This is a genomic window from Acinetobacter sp. YH01020, assembly GCF_013420275.1.
GTDB lineage: Bacteria > Pseudomonadota > Gammaproteobacteria > Pseudomonadales > Moraxellaceae > Acinetobacter > Acinetobacter amyesii.
Genome location: NZ_VOYN01000009.1, coordinates 46,828 through 65,086, shown reverse-complemented (window position 1 = coordinate 65,086; position 18,259 = coordinate 46,828). Strand labels below are relative to the sequence as shown.

General features: G+C 40.2%; 13 protein-coding genes and 1 pseudogene. 12 read left to right on the top strand and 2 right to left on the bottom strand.

The genetic code is table 11. The annotated features are described in order from the left end of the window. Window positions 1-87 precede the first annotated feature (87 nt). From FTT85_RS05665 to FTT85_RS05615, 11 genes and pseudogenes are all read left to right on the top strand, one after another. Complete coding sequence (locus FTT85_RS05665) at window positions 88-561, top strand: hypothetical protein (protein WP_180183084.1); 474 nt, start codon at window positions 88-90, stop codon at window positions 559-561. Between the two features lie 533 nt (window positions 562-1,094). Then, window positions 1,095-5,003 carry an ATP-dependent RNA helicase HrpA gene (hrpA, locus tag FTT85_RS05660; RefSeq protein ID WP_218955436.1) on the top strand — a complete coding sequence of 1,303 codons (3,909 nt, stop codon included), beginning with the start codon at window positions 1,095-1,097 and terminating at the stop codon, window positions 5,001-5,003. Window positions 5,004-5,033: 30 nt separating this feature from the next. Then, a complete protein-coding gene (locus FTT85_RS05655) occupies window positions 5,034-6,149 on the top strand; it encodes a beta-ketoacyl-ACP synthase III (RefSeq protein ID WP_078189024.1) in 1,116 nt (371 codons plus the stop codon). A gap of 11 nt (window positions 6,150-6,160) precedes the next feature. Beyond that, on the top strand, window positions 6,161-6,928 hold the full coding sequence (locus FTT85_RS05650) for a 1-acyl-sn-glycerol-3-phosphate acyltransferase (protein WP_180171560.1): 768 nt from the start codon (window positions 6,161-6,163) through the stop codon (window positions 6,926-6,928). Window positions 6,929-7,141: 213 nt separating this feature from the next. Further along, window positions 7,142-9,157, top strand: coding sequence for a hypothetical protein (locus FTT85_RS05645; RefSeq protein WP_180183082.1), 2,016 nt, complete (start codon window positions 7,142-7,144; stop codon window positions 9,155-9,157). A 96-nt stretch (window positions 9,158-9,253) separates the two neighbouring features. Next, window positions 9,254-10,969, top strand: a complete 1,716-nt coding sequence (locus tag FTT85_RS05640; RefSeq protein WP_180183081.1) for an AAA family ATPase — start codon at window positions 9,254-9,256, stop codon at window positions 10,967-10,969. Between the two features lie 148 nt (window positions 10,970-11,117). Continuing rightward, window positions 11,118-12,104, top strand: coding sequence for an ion transporter (locus tag FTT85_RS05635; protein ID WP_180183080.1), 987 nt, complete (start codon window positions 11,118-11,120; stop codon window positions 12,102-12,104). Window positions 12,105-12,285: 181 nt separating this feature from the next. Then, window positions 12,286-13,206, top strand: coding sequence for a LysR family transcriptional regulator (locus FTT85_RS05630; protein ID WP_180116596.1), 921 nt, complete (start codon window positions 12,286-12,288; stop codon window positions 13,204-13,206). 9 nt (window positions 13,207-13,215) lie between these two features. Beyond that, window positions 13,216-13,542 carry a gamma-glutamylcyclotransferase family protein gene (locus FTT85_RS05625; RefSeq protein ID WP_180183079.1) on the top strand — a complete coding sequence of 109 codons (327 nt, stop codon included), beginning with the start codon at window positions 13,216-13,218 and terminating at the stop codon, window positions 13,540-13,542. 253 nt (window positions 13,543-13,795) lie between these two features. After that, a pseudogene (locus FTT85_RS05620) lies at window positions 13,796-14,805 on the top strand (diguanylate cyclase domain-containing protein). A 305-nt stretch (window positions 14,806-15,110) separates the two neighbouring features. After that, on the top strand, window positions 15,111-16,277 hold the full coding sequence (locus FTT85_RS05615) for a CynX/NimT family MFS transporter (protein ID WP_257232090.1): 1,167 nt from the start codon (window positions 15,111-15,113) through the stop codon (window positions 16,275-16,277). Window positions 16,278-16,309: 32 nt separating this feature from the next. Here FTT85_RS05615 and FTT85_RS05610 read toward each other — a convergent pair whose 3' ends face one another. Further along, window positions 16,310-16,765 (bottom strand): DUF441 domain-containing protein, encoded by a 456-nt coding sequence (locus FTT85_RS05610; protein WP_180003104.1) that lies wholly within the window; start codon window positions 16,763-16,765, stop codon window positions 16,310-16,312. Between the two features lie 151 nt (window positions 16,766-16,916). Between FTT85_RS05610 and FTT85_RS05605 the strand changes: the two genes are divergently transcribed. Then, complete coding sequence (locus tag FTT85_RS05605) at window positions 16,917-17,636, top strand: pseudouridine synthase (RefSeq protein ID WP_180007350.1); 720 nt, start codon at window positions 16,917-16,919, stop codon at window positions 17,634-17,636. A 138-nt stretch (window positions 17,637-17,774) separates the two neighbouring features. Here the strand turns inward: FTT85_RS05605 and FTT85_RS05600 are convergent, their stop codons facing one another. Then, a complete protein-coding gene (locus FTT85_RS05600; protein WP_180063143.1) occupies window positions 17,775-18,218 on the bottom strand; it encodes a GNAT family N-acetyltransferase in 444 nt (147 codons plus the stop codon). Window positions 18,219-18,259: the final 41 nt, after the last annotated feature.

The following is an 18,259-nucleotide window of genomic DNA, read 5'->3' as shown; positions in this document are numbered from 1 at the left end:
ATGCTTGTGGCATAAGATTTCAAGGGTGATCTCTAAAAAAGTTATAAAAAATATTTCAAATTATAGAATTTGTTCATATAAGATGGCATGAACAAAAATGATTCCAGATTTGATCAGGTGCTCAGTCAATTTTTTCGTATCATTGCCATTCTTAGTCTTGCATTTGCATCACTATGTATTCTTAAAGTTGAAGACACAGGTACAAATTTATGTATCTATGAATACTTGCAACCTCAAAAAGCGACCTACTTTAATGAACTATTTGGAACTTCATCAGATGATCCTACGCTATTGAGTACCATGGGAATCGTTGGAATCTTCTTTTTTTTCATACTGTTGCTATCATTTAGACGTGCTTGGTATGTGGTTATATTATGGCTATATGCGATTTTTCAATTCATCATCATTTTAATGATAGAAACTGCTTCAATTTCAAAAATTATCTATGACAGTATTGTTTATTGTCATAATGGTTGGTTGTTCGCATGGGTGATCGGGCAGAGCATATTTATTGTTTTTAGTTTCGTTTACATTTTCTATGGCACTGAAACTAATGTATAAAGCTTTCAAATGGATTGGCTTGAGTTGCCTATTCTAGTCAGCATGTGGCTTTATTATTCTGTACTGGATGAATCAAGAATGTGCTTTTATTTCAAGGTACTAGCCCGAATCAAATTAATTATTATGCTGAAATGAATGGTTCTTCATCGGATGAACCTCTTTTATTTATTTTTATTGCGTTGATTTGCATTTTATTTTCAATTTTTTTGTGCTTAGCAAAATCTGTTCATCATTTCTTGATCATCACTTTCACTTTATTGATGTTTTTAATTGTGCCATTGAGTATATTCTATACAGTGTCATTTTATCAGCCATTACATGGCAGTATTGAAGCATGTGGCAATTATTGGTTATTGGCCGCAATTTTAGTTTTTTATCATTTTATTCTGTTCGGCTTTACCTATTGGTTTCAGGCACGCAAAAAATAGATTCATCTTTCACTATTTTTACATACAGCGTAAAATATTCGGTTCTATTTTAATTATTAGGATAATGCATCTGTGCCAAGTCAGTTAAATGTCGATCAATTGGTCATGGTTCGTGATCGCCATCGCTTAAGTCGGCTGAAAAAAGGCAAAGAGGCCAATCCTGAAAAATTTCAAGATTTGTTTGAAAAGTCGAATGCGAAAGTGCGCGAACGGATTGCCCGCATTCCCAATATTAAATTAAATCAAGACTTACCTGTTACGCAGTATGCGGACAAACTAATTGAAGCGATTCAAAAGCATCAAGTGATTATTGTGGCAGGTGAAACGGGTTCGGGTAAAACCACACAGTTACCTCAAATTGCCATGCTTGCAGGTCGTGGTTTAACAGGTTTGATTGGCCATACTCAACCCCGTCGACTAGCAGCGCGTAGTGTTTCGCAACGTATTGCAGAAGAAGTGGGCGAAAAGCTGGGGGAGTCGATCTCCTTTAAAGTTCGTTTCAATGAACAAGGTTCACAAGATTCCATCGTTCGGTTAATGACCGATGGTATTTTATTGGCTGAACTGGCTAATGACCGATTCTTAAATAAATATGACACGATTATTATCGATGAAGCGCATGAACGTTCGCTGAATATCGACTTCATCATGGGCTATCTCAAACAGCTCTTGCCTCGTCGTAAAGATCTCAAAGTCATTATTACTTCAGCAACTTTAGACGTAAATCGATTCTCGAATTACTTTAATGGGGCACCTATTTTTGAAGTCGAAGGTCGAAGCTTTCCGGTAGAACTCCGTTATCGTCCGATTTCAGAGCTGAGCATTGTCGGTAGTGATGACGATGAGTTTGATGATTTTGAAGAAAATTTACCCCGTGCCGTGGTTTCGGCAGTAGAAGAATGTTTTCAAGATGCACAGGAAAAAGGTCATCCTGAACATGCGGACATTTTGATTTTTGCCAGCACTGAACAGGAAATTCGTGAGTTACAGGAAACACTGCAAAAGTTTGGGCCACGACATACCGAAGTTTTGCCTCTCTATGCTCGATTAGCTTTGGCAGAACAGCAAAAGATCTTTAATCCATCAGGCGGTGGGCGACGGATTATTATTGCCACCAACGTGGCAGAAACGGCTTTAACTGTACCGAATATTCGCTATGTAATTGATAGTGGCTTTGCACGTATATCCCGTTATAACTATCGCTCACGTGTACAGCGTCTACCGATTGAGGCTGTATCGCAGGCAGCAGCAAATCAACGTAAAGGTCGTTGTGGTCGTATCGCTCCGGGTGTGTGTATTCGACTGTATTCAGAAGAAGACTTTATGAGTCGTCCTGAATTTACCGAACCGGAGATTAAACGAACCAACTTGGCCTCGGTTATTTTGCAAATGCAAAGTTTGGGCTTTGGTGAATTAGAAGATTTCGATTTTATTGAGCCGCCAGATCATCGTTTGGTGAATGATGGTCGTAAACTATTAATTGAGCTTGGTGCGCTTTCTGAACGTAAATCAAATCCCCCTCTTGCGGCAAACAACGCCTCACCTGTTGGAAAAGGGAGACCTGAAAAAGCCCCTCTTTCTAAAAGAGGGGTTGGGGGAGATTCCTTAACTAAAATTGGTCAGCAAATGGCGAAAATGCCAATCGACCCGCGTCTTGCACGGATGATTTTGGGCGGAGCGCATTTTGGCGTATTAAATGAAGTCTTAATTATTGTCGCTGCTTTAGCGGTACAAGACCCACGTGAACGTCCTGCAGATAAACAAATGCAGGCCGATCAGAAGCATGCCTTGTTCCGTGAAGCTGACTCAGATTTCTTGTTTTATATCAAGTTATGGGAAGCTTTGGTTGCTAACCGTGACATGAGTGAGAATAAGCGTCGAACCTTTGCACGCAACCATTTCCTGAGTTGGTTACGTCTCCGTGAGTGGAAAAAAACCCATGAGCAATTGGTGGATTTGGCTCAGGGCTTAAAACTGTCCTTTAATGAAAAGAAGGCCAATTATGAAAATCTGCACCGTGCGTTATTAACGGGTTTACTTTCATTTATTGCCAACAAAACCGATGAACGTAATGTGTTCATGGCAGTGCGTCAGCAAAAGGCACGTATTTTCCCTGCATCAACTTTGCATAAAACCAATACACCTTGGGTCATGGCTTTTGAGATGGTGGAAACCTCTCAGGTTTATATTCGAACGTTGGCGAAAATTGAACCTGAATGGATTTTATTGGCTGCAGGCGATTTATTGAAGCATCATTATTTTGAGCCGCATTGGTCGAAAAAAGCTGGTGTGGTGAATGCTTATGATCAAATTTCTTTGTTTGGTTTGATTATTGAGCCACGTCGTCAGATTAATTATGAAAAAGTGGATCATCCGGCGGCGCATGAAATTTTCCTACGCGATGCGTTGACGACGGGACATTTGGGTATTACGCCGCCGTTCTTAAAACACAATTTATTAAAACTCGAAGAAGTTGAGCGTGTTGAAGATAAACTGCGTCGTCGTGATTTGGTGGTGGATGAAGAAACCATCTACCAATTTTATGCTGCAAAAGTGCCTGAAGAGGTGGCAAGTCGTCGTAGTTTTGAAGACTGGCGTGCAACTGTAGAACCGAAAAATCCACGGCATTTATTTATCGATGATGATGCGCTTTGGATGAATGACCGTCCAACGACCCAGCAATTTCCAGACTACCTACGAAATGGTGAACTGCGTTTGGCTGCAAGTTATCGTTTTGACCCAAGTCATGATGAAGATGGTGCAACGGTCAAAATTCCAGTTCAAGCTTTGCCGCAAGTGGATGAAAATATTTGGTCATGGGGCATACCCGGTTGGCGACAAGACCTGATTGAAGCCTTGCTTAAAGCACTGCTTAAGGATAAACGCCGTCACTTGGTGCCAATACCAGATACGGCTCGTAAATTAATGGATCGTGTCGATGCCGTGCATTTGCGCGAGCATATTTTTAGTTTCTTGGCGTTCCAACTGCGTGGTGAGCAAATCACAGATAAGGACTTTTCTTGGGAACGTGTTGAGCAATATCTGCTGCCTTTAATCAAAGTCATTGATGAAAAAGGCCGTGTGATTGAGCAAGGTCGTGACCTAGATGAACTCAAAGCTCGCTGTCGTACTGAAACTCATAGCCCAGTCAAACAGTTAAAAGGTGAGTTTAAAACCTTCCCTGATAATTTTGTGTTCGAAGCATCACAAAAAGTCACGGGTGTGCTGGTGAAACAATACCAAGCGCTTGTTCCAGTCAAAGGCTTTGCGGAGTTGGATGCCAAAGACGAATCTGGTGTGGTGATTCAGACTTTCAATGACCAATTTGAAGCAGTCAAACAACACCGCGAAGGGATCATTCGTTTGGTTCATATGCAGCTGGGGGACTTAGTTCGTCAGTTGAAAAAACAGATTTCTAAACCCTTGGCATTGGCTTATTCACCGCTAGGTGACAAAGCAAAACTAGAGCAAATGTTAGTTTATGCCACACTTCAGCTTGCAATAAATGAGCTACCTGTCAATGTGCAGGAGTACCAAAACCTAATTTTAAATGTAAAGAAATCTTTCTTAACCCATGGGCAACAAGCGTTAGCCGTTTTAACTGAAACCTATATTCAATGGCAGGATATACGTCGGAAATTGTTGGTTTTAGATGATTCTGTGTTTGGAAAGAACATTGATGACATTGAAGATCAACTCGATTTGATGCAACTTTCAGATTTTGTTTATGGCAAAACTTCCGATGTGTGGCTCGAATTTCCAAGATATTTGAAGGCATTAGTCTTGCGTTTAGACCGCTTGCCAAATAACCTACAAAGGGACAATTCTGCCATTGATCAAGTTGACCCATGGATGGAAAAATTATTTAAGTTTAAAAATGACACTCGCCTTAAAGAATTGTATTTCATGGTTGAGGAGTTACGCATCTCTATTTTCTCTCAACCAATGAAGACCAAGATGCCAATTTCTCCATCCCGCTTGCAAAAAGTATGGGATAAGCTCGGAATCAGTTAAGATATAGGTAATTTCTAAAAGGAGTTTTACATGGGCATCCGCATTACGGGTACAGGTCTTTATCATCCAGAAGACGTAATTACTAACGAAGAGTTAGTTGAAGCTTTAAATGCTTATGTGGAACAGTACAACAGCGACAATGCTGAAAAAATTGAAGCCGGTGAACTAGAAGCACGCCGTGGTTCAAGTGCAGAATTTATCGAAAAAGCATCTGGCGTGAAAGCACGTTATGTTGCTGAAAAAAGCGGTATTTTAGATCCAAAACGTTTACGCCCAGTGCTACATGAACGTCCAAATGATGAAATTTCGCTACAAGCGGAATGGGGTGTTGCTGCGGCTAAACAAGCGATGGAAAATGCAGGCGTGACTGCAGAAGACATCGATGTAGTGATTTTGTCATGTTCAAATATTCAACGTGCTTATCCTGCTGTAGCGATTGAGATCCAAACTGCATTGGGTATTCAGGGCTATGCCTATGACATGAACGTTGCATGTTCCGCTGCAACTTTTGGTATCAAACAAGCTTATGACGCGATCAAATCAGGCGCTCGTCGCGTGTTATTGGTGAACGTTGAGATCACATCTGGTCATACAGATTTCCGTATGCGTGACTGTCACTTCATCTTTGGTGACGTTGCAACGGCTTCGATCATTGAAGAAACTGAAACCAAGGCTGGTTTTGAAGTGTTGGATATTGACCTGTTTACACAGTTCTCAAACAACATTCGTAACAACTTCGGTTACTTAAATATGAGTGAAGTCGATGCTGACATCGACAACAACCGTTTCCGTCAAGACGGTCGTAAAGTATTTAAAGAAGTGTGTCCATTAGTGGCGAAAATGATCACCAAGCAATTGGATGACAACAAAATTGCGGCAACAGATGTAAAACGCTTCTGGTTACACCAAGCAAATGCCAGCATGAATGAATTGATTCTGAAACTGGTTGTGGGCAAAGAACATGCTCAGCCAGACCTTGTACCAATCATTCTTGATGAATTTGCCAATACTTCATCAGCAGGTGTCATTATTGCATTGCACCGTACTGCGAATGAAGTAAACCATGGCGAATACGGTGTACTTTGCTCATTTGGTGCAGGCTACTCAGTAGGTTCTGTACTTGTTCAAAAACATGATGCTGCCTAAGGTCAGCACATTTGCAGGTTGAACATGATGCAAAATGGATAAAGCGTTTAAGCGCTTTATCCCGCATGTATTTCACGCCAACGTTTTTGGGCGCTGAATATATCGATGCATCTAAACCTGCAATGTATGTAGGGAATCACACAATTTACGGTGTACTCGATTCACCGGTGATTATTGATTATCTCTACAATGAACATAAAGTGGCTGTGGTCAGTATTGCTGATCATAGCCATTTTTATTTGCCTGGTTGGCGTGGCATGGTCAAAAAGTTCGGTGCAGTCCAAGGTATTCAGGACTATGTCAGAACAGTGATGCAACAAGGTTATTCCATTTTGGTTTTTCCCGGTGGCGGTCGAGAGGTTTTGAAACGCAAAGGCGAAGCCTATCAACTGATCTGGAAGCAACGTTATGGCTTTTTAAAACTGGCGCAAGAATTTAATTATGACATCGTGCCTTTTGCTGCTTTAGGTGGGGATGAAGTCTTTGAACTGGGTTTTGATGCCAGTGTGATCGTTGAACATCGTTGGTTTAAACAACTATTAAAAATACAAAAACTCGATAAATTATTACGCCATGGTGATGTGATTCCGTCTTTACCCAAACGGATTATCCCCAAGCGCATTCCGTTCTATTTTCAATTTTTACCCCGTCAAAGTTTAAGTCATATTCAGAGTGTGGAGGATTTAAAGCTCTATCGAGAGGCACTACAACAAGATATTTACACTGCGATAGAACAGCTTAAGAAAATCCGTTCAGAACAACATTCTACAGATCAATAATAGTGACTACTCTTCAACTTCATTCATTTTTTGTCCGTCACAGCTCAAAATCATGGTGAATTTTGTCACAACAATAGCTTTTAGATTTTTTTATTGAACGCCTTTGTATTGACCTTTTGTACAGCTATTTGGCTGATTAATGGCAGTAGTCGGAGCATTAAACTTTGACTATAGTGAAGGTTGAAAAATAATCAACGATCGTTAGGGCGGAAGATGGAAAAGAAAAGCTTGACCCCGCAGCTTGAGCATATTGCTCGGCAACTTATTCGAATATCTCCAAGTTTAAAGCAGTTGTATCAAGAGCAAATGGATCTTGCTACAGCACTCAATTCACAAAATATCTTTAAAATTGAACAAGAGCAGCACCGCATTCAATTGTGTAATGGACTGTGGACCTTACAGCTACAAAGTCGTGAATCGATTGGCTATCAGTTTCCTAGAAGTCCATTTAGACCCATCAAAATTGTTGAATTGCATTCGACCGTGCCATGTATTGAAGTAGTAGAAGATTTCTTATTTCATGAATTGTATTTTTTTACTGGCGACCTAAAGCCGCAACATTCACTCTTGCTCAGAGAAAAAGCACAGCAATTTAGACAATTGATCTTACAGTCGATTTTTCAACATCTAAATGGGCCAGCGCGTGTTCAGCAGTTTTTAGCACAGATGACAGCAGTTGAAGCGCAAATTTTTGATCAGCTGATGCAAGAGCAGCAGATTTATCAGACACCGCTATTACAAACGTATATCGAATGCCAAATCTGTCTACCACATTGGTTGATGCAAAAGATTGAGCAGATGTTTGCGCTTCATTCACTTACAGAAGCTGAAATATTGCCGATACAGCTCTTGATGGATAGTTTGGACGAGATTTGTTTTGCTACAGCACAATTTTTAGATCCAACGATTTACCGGATCATGAGTTTGAGTTATGAAGATCGGTTCAATTTACAAGAATTAAATGAACATATAGAAGATATTATTTTGTTGCTCGACCATGCATATGAGCGTCCCAATTTGTTGGGTTTTATTCGTTTGATGCATCGGGATGTTTGGGCAGAGCAGGACATATTAAGCCACAGTAATTTTGTGCAAGCTACAGCAATTTGGCAAAAAAAATGTGGAAAACTCCCTTTACTCGATAACAACCGTGCAGTGCGATGGATGTTCAAGCAGTCAGTCGAAGTGTTGGATTGGCTGAGTCGTAATTTTCAACACAGTAATGTACGAGTGGCTGTGACGGCATTAAGTTTTGTCGATACGCAGCATATTCATCCCGCATTGATTCTTACAACCTTACAACATTTTCAATTTGTTGCAGCGCGCTTATTTATTCAAAATTGCCATACGATTGCGCATGAACATGATTGGTTTAATCATGAAAAAAATCTACAGTTTGTTTTACAGCGAAAATATCAGCAGCATGATGACCATCGTGTAGTAATCAGCCCATCGATTTTGTATTTAGATGAGTGGTTGATCTTAATGCGACAGGTGTTAGGCGCGAAGGATCAGGCCATAAAAAAAGTCTATCTACCTTTGAGCCGTATTATGCAGGCCTATCTGCAACATTTAGTACGTTGTACGCAGCATTTACCGCAGGCTTTGATGGATTATATCCATCCAGAAACCCAAGAAAATCGCCAGTTTTTAAGTATGTTACGACAGCATAAAATTCAACTGCACGATTTTCGAAATTTATTTTATTTAAAGCATGCTAATTTAAGAGTATCTGTATTTGATGCATATGTGCGTGACTATGTTAGTACGACTTATTCTACAGGTGATACAGTCCCTAAAAATATTACTTGGAATGGGGTCTTTCATCAGGCGGTGCATTGGCATGCCAAGCAACAAAAGCAAGAAGTGTTAACTCAATTAAAGCGTAAATTTGAGACAACAGTCTGGCAGCCATTTACAACAGAAGACAAAATATATTTTCAAGAGTGGGTCTTTGAAGAATTAAAAACCATCGATCGAATTATTGATGAATCTATTCACTTTAAACATTGTTTGGCATCAAGTTATAGCGCCAGTATCATTGCAAGAGTATATGTAGCTTTTCATATGTACCATCCCATTTTGCATGTATCGATGACTTTGGGCTGTCATGTGCAAAACCACATTTTGGTTTTTGATCAACTTGAGTATTCAAATAATACCCAAGCAGAAATAGAAAAAGTAAATATCGCCAAAGAATTTTTAAATAGGTTCAATAGCTTAAAGTAAGATTGGCAAAATACGGATTTAGTAAACTATGTTGTGCGCTTAACTTTTGAGTCAAAAATCGTTAGGCTATAGCCGTTCTTTTACGGTATAGGTCTTATGAAACAAGAAACTGCACTCAAGCTGCTCAAAGCAGGCGAAAATGTGTTTTTAACAGGTTCGGCTGGTGCAGGTAAAACTTATACTTTAAATCAATACATCAATTATCTGAAAGCGCGCAAAGTGCCGGTGGCAATTACGGCTTCTACAGGGATTGCTGCAACCCATATGAATGGCATGACAATTCATACATGGGCAGGGATTGGGATTAAAGATGCGATTTCCGAAGATGAGTTAAAGCGCTTAAAAGAACGTAAATATTTAAAAGAGCATTTGGAAAATGCCCAAGTTTTAATCATCGATGAAATTTCGATGTTGCATGCCAAGCAATTAAACTTGGTGAATAAAGTTTTAAAATTTTTTAAAGACAGTGAAGATGCTTTTGGGGGGATTCAAGTCATTGTTGCAGGTGACTTCTTCCAGTTACCCCCTGTGGGACGCAAAGGTGAATTAAACCGTGACAAGTTTTGCTTTATGTCTGAGGCATGGGTAGAAGCGAAGTTTCGCGTGTGTTATTTGACCGAACAACATCGTCAGGGTAATGACTATCTCAATGATATTCTAAATGCGATTCGTGCTCAGCAAATTACGGGCGATCATTTGCATGCTTTAAGGCAGACAAGTTCACAAAATATAGGTGAAACCTTTACGCGCTTGTATACCCATAATATGGATGTAGATAGTATTAACTATAAACATCTAAATGAAATTGAACAGGAATCTCGCCAGTTTGATGCTCAATGCGATGGTAATGACAAACTGATTGAAACCTTAAAATCTTCAGTGCGTGCGCCGGAAACTTTGACCTTAAAGAAAAATGCCAAAGTGATGTTTGTAAAAAACAACTTTGACGTGGGCTATATCAATGGCAGCCTCGGTGAAGTGATAGGTTTTGAAGAAGATGATGAATATGGCATCTTGCCTAAAGTAAAACTCACTGATGGAACGACCTTGGTGGTAGAACCTGAAACATGGTCTGTCGATAATGATGATGGTAAAACCATTGCCAGTTTCCAACAAATTCCACTGCGTTTGGCTTGGGCGATTACCATTCACAAATCTCAAGGGATGACCCTTGCAGCGGCTGAAATTAACTTGACCCATACTTTTGAAAAGGGTCAGGGTTATGTGGCATTGTCGCGTTTAAAAACATTAGATGGTTTGCGTTTACTTGGTTTTAATGAACAAGCCTTAGAACTCGACAGTTTGGCCATTAAAGCCGATCGACGCTTTCAGGAACTCTCTGATGAAGCGGAAACCAATTTTGCAGAGGCTGATTTAACCCTTCAACACAAAGCCTTTATTCGCCATTGTGGCGGAACACTGAATGAAGTGGAAATCGAGCGCAATGAAAAGAAAATTGCCAAAACTGGTGCGAAACAAAGCTTTGCCACAGCGACTTTAGATCAAACTCGTGAATTGTTTGAGGAAGGTTATGAAATTCAAGATATTGCAGTGGAGCGTGGTTTAACACCAGCTACGATTATTAATCATTTGGCTCGTCTGCAAAAAGAGCAAGGTTTGGATATCTCGGTGGCACATCCGGGAGAAGATGTGGTTGAGCAGGTGCGTAAAATCTATAAACGTTTGGCGAAACGACAAGACCCAGCACATTATAATGATGACGGCACGGTTAAGTTGCGTCCAATTGTGGAGTTAACCAGTCCACGCATGGGATATGACCAAGTTCGTTTGGCTTTATTATTTGTGGAATAATGGATATATGGTGCATACGAAAAATACTGATGAATAAAGTGTGGTTAATATCGTTCAATAGATTTAACAGTAGACTGTCTAAAGGATTCGTATTTTTCCTAAGCGATGGTTTACACTGTAGCAAGTTAATTTGCTAACGATTTGAATTATGACTTTTAGTGCATGGTATTCACTGCGTAAATTTGTCTATAACAATTTACATAATGATGATTATGAAACTAAATTTAGTCATTTTCTCAACTATGCTTTGATATTGCTGATTTTAGGTAATGCTGCGGCGGTTTTACTCGAATCGGTCAATGATATTTATTTGTCCTATCAAGTCTACTTTGATTTTTTTGAAAATTTTTCAATCATTGTATTTAGTGTTGAATACGTATTAAGGCTTTGGTCGATTGCAGAAAAAGACCCATTTTACTCCTCTTGGCGTAATCGCTTGAATTGGGTAAAAAGTGGTGGCGCAATTATTGATTTATTGGCAATTTTGCCTGCATATCTTAATTTCTTTGTCCATTTTGATTTGCGTTTTTTACGTATTTTACGATTACTGCGTTTATTGAAATTAACTCGATATTTTGTGTCATTGCAAATTTTGTTACGTGTCATTGAACGTGAAAAAGGTTCATTTCAAGCTGTTGTTTTTATTTTATTCATTATGATTATTATGGCTGCAGCTGGGGTGTATTTAGTTGAGAGTAAAGCCCAGCCAGAAGTCTTTAGCTCTATTCCTGCGTCCATGTGGTGGGCAGTTGTTACTTTAACGACGGTCGGTTATGGCGATGTAACACCGATAACCCCTGTTGGGCGGATATTAGGTGCAATGATTACGATATTAGGGGTTGGCTTGGCAGCATTGCCAGCAGGTATTTTAGCCAATGGTTTGGCACATGAATTGGAGCAACGCAAACAACAATTAGAACTCAGTTTTCGTGAGTTGATTCAAAATCGTGAAATTGATTTTGTACTTGAGCCTGAAAAAATCGAAGAAATCCGAAAAACAGTGGGTTTAACCCGTGAGCAAACACAGGATATTATTTGGCAATTGTTACGTGAGCAAAAAGAGGAATCATTAAAGCAGGAGCGTGAGCAGTATGCATATTGCCCGCATTGTGGAAAAAAATTACCTGATTTGTAATGTGAAAAAAACACATTAGCTAAAGATGATTCAGTAAAACTTGATGAAGTATATTCATGTGAATAAAAAATAGTTAAATAAAATTTATGATGAATATGATTCATAAATATCATGATATGATAAATATAATTTAAAAATACTGATTTTCAGCTCATTCAGTATGTCGTTTGTGGAACTCATTATGTTGGAATTACGCCATCTCAAAACATTATTGGCACTCAGAGAACATGGTTCTTTGGTCGCTGCATCTAATGATCTGTGTTTAACGCCTTCTGCACTTTCACACCAGTTGAAAGAGCTAGATCATTGGTATGGGGTAGAGGTGGTGAACCGACGCACACGTCCTGTGACCTTTTCGAATGTTGGGCAACGTTTACTACGCCTTGCTGATGATATTTTGCCGCAAGTTCAAATTGCGCAATCGGACATTACACGTATTGTGCATGGTCAAACCGGCCGAATTATTTTTTCTTCTGAATGTCATAGTTGTTTTGATTGGCTGATGCCGTTATTGAATGTCTACCGTCAGCAATACCCCGATGTAGATTTGGACTTTGCCTCTGGCTTTGAAGCCAATCCGCATGAACTATTACAAACAGGCGAGTTTGATCTTCTGATTACGGCAGACCCAATCAATTTAAAAGGTGTGGAATATTTCCCTATCTTTGAATATGAGTCTCGTTTGGTATTGTCCAATACACATCCATTGGTTCGTGCGACAAATGTGACTGTTCAAGAATTAGCAGAAGAAACGCTGATTACATATCCGGTCGATAAACATCGTTTAGATATCATGGCGAAATTATTTTTACCGGCCAATATTCAGCCTAAACACGTCCGTACCACAGATTTGACCCAGATGCTGATTCAGTTGGTTGCAAGCGGTCGTGGCATTGCGGCATTACCTGATTGGGTCGTGAATGAATATGAGCAAAAAGGTTGGGTGACCTCTCGACGTTTAGATTGTGTTTCACCTGAAGGTTTAAGACGAACTTTGTACGCCGGTTATCGTACCGAAGAGGCTGAAAAAAGCTATTTTGAAGGCTTCCTAAAACAGTTGGCGAAATTCTCACAAAAACGCAATCAATATTATGCCAACTAAGGAGGATCTATGACTCAGAGTCTTTTTGTATACGGGACATTACTTCTAGGTCAGCCCAATGCTCATGTGATGGAGCGTATTGGTGGCGAGTGGAAGAAAGGTGTGGTTTGGGGTGAGTTAGAACATAAAGGCTGGGGTGCGGCGATGGGCAGTCCGGGCATTCGTTTATCGAAGGCAGGTCAAGCCATTGAAGGCTATGTTTTTATCTCTGAAAACTTAGCAGCTCATTGGGCTGCTTTAGATGAATTTGAAGGTGCTGAATATCAACGTGTGGCTGTTGATGTGCAATTGGAAGGCGGAGAATGGATGCAGAGTGAAATTTACGCCTTGAAATAATATAGAGGGGAGAGTCGTAAAATACGTGGGCTATCCATACATTATGACTTTCCCCGACCTTTGAAATATGTATCGATGATTCTGCTTGCTCTGTTGTTTCCTTGAGTGCATTTTCTTTCGAAGAGCAGTATTTGAAAGAGTTGTATCTAAAGTGCTTGAATGCACAGAAATCACTTTAAGATTGCTATACAAGTGGATGAATAATTTTTAGAATTGAGCTGTATCTCACACTGAAACCTGTTTGAGCTCAATCATGCCGAATACTATAGAACCATCACCAACTCAACTCATGTCTGTGATTCAAACGCAGACAGCTATTGCCAAACTGGGTTTAGATCTAAATGCAGTGATGACCGTGGTCGCAGAACAGGCGCAGCAGATTACACATGCTAAAGGTGCAGTTGTAGAGTTGGCTGAAGATGGTGATATGGTCTATCGTGCAGTGTCTGGCGGGGCGAGCCATTTACTGGGTTTAAGACTTCATATTGAAAACAGCTTATCAGGTCTATGTATTGCGCAAAAACAAACACTGTATTGCCAAGATTCGGAAACAGATGCACGGGTAGATCGCGTGGCATGTCAACGTGTTGGATTGCGTTCGATGGCAGTAGTGCCATTGATTCATTGTGATGAAGGTGTCGGTGTTTAAAGATTTACTCTGACCAAGTCGATGCCTTTCAGGAAGCCGACTTGCATATATTAAGTTTGATGTCTGAGTTGATCGCTGCGGCGATGTACCATGCGACACGTTTCGGTGCGACAGAGCTATATAAATTGGCGACGCAAGATAGCTTAACCGGCTTAGCTAATCGGGCTTTGTTTGTCGACTTTTTACGCCAAGGGATAGAAAAAGCACGTGCGCAGAAAAAAGTGTTGGGTATCTTGATGATTGATATGGATGGTCTGAAGCCGATTAATGATCAGTTTGGACATCGCATTGGGGATGCTGCACTGAAAGAAATCGCGCAGCGCATTTTGCGTGAAACGCGTCAAGATGACTTGGTTGCACGCTTGGGCGGTGATGAATTTGCTGTGATTTTAACCAATATTGCCAACTTAGAGCGTGCGCAAACGGCGATGAATCGAATCGCAGAAAGTTGCGGACTGCCGTTTGCATTTGAGCAAATGAGCTTGAAAATTGGTGCCAGTATTGGCATGGCTTTATTTCCAGAGGATGCCGAATCCATCGATCAATTGGTCGAAATGGCAGACTTGAAAATGTACGCCAATAAGCGTGAACGGAAACAAGTAAATATTGAATAACTCACTGCTTAAATAATTCACTAATTGTTATGCAGGTGAATTCCTTCACTACCGCCAAATTATTGAAAGTATCAGAAAAAACATTTTTGATGGGAATACGTGTTGTCTCAAACAATTGCAGATGACATCACGGAATATTATTGTTTAATTTAAATCAAAGTGCGCTTAGCATGTGACGGTGCAAGATGATTAAATAATTGAAAAATCATCTAAGGTCATTTGTTTTTTGACTCAAAATAATATTTTGAATTGTTAAGCTGTGCACTATTGCATGGCGAAAAGAGCATGACAATTCAATGAAAGGGATGTCAAAAGATTTATTCATTATTGCGGCAGGTTTTATTGCTGCAATGCATATCGGGAAATTACCGCCCGCAATACCTGTATTACAACAGCAACTTGGTATTAGCTTTATTCAGTCTGGTTTATTGCTCTCACTAGTACAGGGTGCAGGAATGTGCTTTGCATTGTTGATTGGTAGTTATATCCAAAAAATTGGATTTAAACTGTGTATCTTATTGGGCTTAAGTCTATTGACGATAGCAAGTGCATGGGGGAGCTTTGCACAAAGCTTTGATGTCTTGTTGCTACTGCGTGTCATAGAAGGATTTGGCTTCTTATTGGTGACACTCACAGGGCCTGCATTTATCCGTCAGCTTGTACCGCTACAGCACATCAGCGCAAAGATGGGGCTGTGGAGTGCCTATATGGGTGGAGGTATGGGCATTGCCTTATTGGTTGCGCCATTTCTAATTGCTCAATATGGTTGGAGTGTGGTTTGGCTCAGTTTCGCTATGATTACTGCAGCATTACTACTCTGTATCGCTATGTTTATTCCTCAGCCTAATGTGGCGCTGAATACAACACCTATTATTGGTCTCATTCGGGATACTCTGAAACATCCTGCAGCATGGCTTTTGGCGCTCATTTTTGGGACATATGCAGGGCAGTGGTTTGCATTGGTGGGCTTCTTACCGATGATTTATGCCCAAAACCAAATTTCAGCAGAACTGGCGGGTGCTTTAACAGCCAGTGTTGCCGTTGCGAATGCTGTGGGCACATGGGGGTGTGGACTGCTATTACAGCGTGGTTTTCAAGCTAAAACTTTAGTCCAACTGGGTTTTGCTGTTTTGATCATTTGCTCCTTAGGGTTTTATCTCTCTAAAGATGCGTTACCTTTTTTACTGCAATATTTAACGGTGTTTAGTTTTTCGCTTTTTGGAGGCTTGGTTGCTGCAACCGTCTTTGCGCAATCACTGCATTTTGCACCTTATCCTGCGGCAATTAGTACGACGGTCGGCATGATTTTACAATGCTCTGCCATATCACAATTTGTTCTGCCACCTGTGATTGCCACTGTGGTTTCACAAACTGGAGGGTGGTTTTGGGCGGGGATCTTGATGTCAGCATTATCATTCGTTGGAATCATGCTTAGTCGACGTTTATTTCAAATGCAGCATGGCTCAAATTAAAATTTTGTTAAACCGCTATGTCAGCAACGGCCTTATTGTTTAATCCCAATCAGTAGCGACAAGATGCCTGCTGCAATGAGTGGGCCGACAGGTACACCACGCAGCATGGCAACACCTGCGACTGTCCCAATCAATAGTCCGGCAACCACATCTGGCTGATTGGACATCAGTTTGACACCACGTCCGCCTAGCCATGCGACAAAGATGCCAATGGCGATTGCGACGAGGGATTTCCAACTTAAAAAGGATTTTAAAATCGAATCACCGGGTATTTTTCCGCTAGCGATCGGCGTGAGTACGCCAATGGTTAAAATAATAATGCCAATGTTTAAGCCATATTGTTGCAGATAGGGGAAAAATTCACTTAAAGGCGTGATGCGGAAAATAATCAAGACACCTGCTGCTATGGTGATCGCTGTATTGTGGCTAAAGATGCCACAAGCCAATAACACCAATAACACGATCAGATTTAAATCCAACTGAGACATAGGATATTCGTGAGAAACTTCAATAAATAATCAATAGTGTAGCGCAGAAACATTAAAAACTGGCGTTCAAGATTATTTCCGCTATTTTTCCCGCAAGTTGGCTCGTGGTTCAGTATAAAATAGCAATATATGGTGTTTATTAGGTTGTTCTATGTTTTTGGAAAAAATGCTGCAATCACAAGGTTTTGGTTCGCGTAAATATTGCCAACAGTTGATTAAAAATGGTGCGGTCGAAATACACGGTGAGATTGTAGATAATCCAAAGCAAAAGCTGGACTTGAATGATTTAACTTACAGTGTGCATGGACAGGACTATACCTATCGTGAGCATGTTTATATCGCGTTAAATAAACCTCAAGGTTATGAATGTTCGCATCAGGCAACCCATCATTTTAGTGTTTTTGAATTATTTGATGATGTGCTGTTAAATCGTGGTCTGCAATGCGTCGGGCGACTGGATCAAGACACCACTGGACTGTTGCTGCTCACGGATGATGGTCAATATCTACAAGCGCTTACACACCCTAAAAAGCATGTTGCCAAAGTGTATTCGATGCATACCGCAGATCCTGTGACACCTGAGCAAATACAACAATTAGAACAAGGCGTGGAGCTTCGAAACGAAAAAGGCATTTTCGCTGCAACCGATGTACAGCTATTGGCTTCACATCAATTGCAAATGACTGTCCATCAAGGGGTATATCATCAAGTGAAGCGGATGTTGGCGGCTGTCGGCAATAAAGTTGAAACATTACATCGTGCTCAAATAGGACAATTAAAGCTTGAAGATATTGCTGAGGGTGAATGGATCTATTTGAATGCAGCGCAAATTGAACAATCGAAATTTCGTGAAAATCTAAATTCACAGTAATAGGTACAGGGCTTTGATACGTCATCATTTGAAGGATGAATGTGCGGTATTAAAGCCCTTTAATATGTCTGCTATCTACTGATCGAAAGATTCGTTTCTAATATGCGTTGATGATGTATTTTAATGCTGAGCAATGCATTAGCGAATAAAGTAATGATAAGTTTGAAATTCATCGTCTTTAATGAAGCCCATCGATTCATAGAGCTGATGTGAGTGATAGTTATTTTTTTGAGTTTCGAGGCTGATTCGAAGCGCGCCTTCATGTTGAGCAAAGAGAACCGCAGTATCGATCAATTGTTTGGCTGAACCTTGACGACGATATATAGGGCTGACATAGACATCATCTAAAATATAGTAGGTTGAACAAGCCACAGATGAAAAGCCCAAATATAGTAAGATAAACCCAGTAATCACATCATCTTTTAAGCAAATAAAAATTACGCTTTCATTATTTTCAAAACGTTGTCTTAGAAATTTATATGAAATATCAAGATTAGAAGAGGTGCCATAAAATTGGCGATATTCATCAAATAAAACAGCAAGTGGATGAAGGTCTGCTTCTGTTGCGCGTCGAACGATCATTTTTTTCTATACTCCATGCTATTTTTATCAGTCTTGCATGA